This window comes from bacterium (assembly GCA_024226335.1).
In the GTDB taxonomy this organism is placed as follows: domain Bacteria; phylum Myxococcota_A; class UBA9160; order SZUA-336; family SZUA-336; genus JAAELY01.
Genome location: JAAELY010000380.1, coordinates 1 through 833 on the forward strand (window position 1 = coordinate 1; position 833 = coordinate 833).

An 833-nucleotide genomic window follows, 5' to 3' on the forward strand; every position below is an offset into this window, starting at 1 on the left:
CCAGCAACAGCAGCGAGAAGAATACGAAGAAGGTGAACTGGAAGCTCAGGTTTCCGCCGAGCAGGCTGCTGTCCGCGGTTCCAACGAGGTGAACGACCACCGCCCCGGCGAGAATGACGGCGTTCGCCCCGGCCGCCACTCGTGACACGAAGCCGAGTGCGAGGCTCGCCCCTCCGATTACGTGTGCGAAGACCACGGACCAGGCGATCATCGTCTGCCCCTGGCCCAGGCCCGCGCCGAGCGTCTGTTCCAGGTCGGACATGTTGGCGATGAAGTACACGCCCTTGATCACCAGGGCGATCCCGAGGTAAATGCGCAGGGCGTCCATCGGCCGTACGTGTTTGAGACCGGGAATGAGATCGCTCAGTGGCGCACGGCCGGCCATTGCGACCTTGCGCCGCTCCATCGCCAGCGCGTATTCCTTTGCGGCCACTTCTTCGTCTTCGGCCTTGAAGCGGACCAGGACGGTGAGGATCGAACACCCGGCAACGAGAAAACCGAGGATCAGCAAAGCCTGCGGGTAGGTGAGATTCTCCGAGCGGAAGAGGAAGCCCGCGCCAACCGCGCCCATGTTTCCACCTGCACCCACGATGCCTGCGACGGCTCCCAGTGCTCTCTTGTTGATGAACGGAACGATCGAGAACGTCGCGCCCTCGGACATCTGCACGAACAGGCTGAAGACGATCATCATCGGAATCGCCAGGGCGATCACGCGCATCTGAGAGAAAAAGATCAGCGCGACACCCTCGATCAGCAAGGCGATGAACAGCCAGTGGACTCGGCCTCGCAGCCCGCCTTTCCTTACGAATCTGTCGCTGACGTAGCCGCCGAGC

The 833-nt window shown here is 62.3% G+C and carries 1 protein-coding gene; it reads right to left on the minus strand.

What is annotated here, in order from left to right:
* Nucleotides 1-833, minus strand: an 833-nt coding sequence (locus GY725_19410) for a DoxX family membrane protein (GenBank protein MCP4006353.1), incomplete at both ends; no start/stop codon positions are given.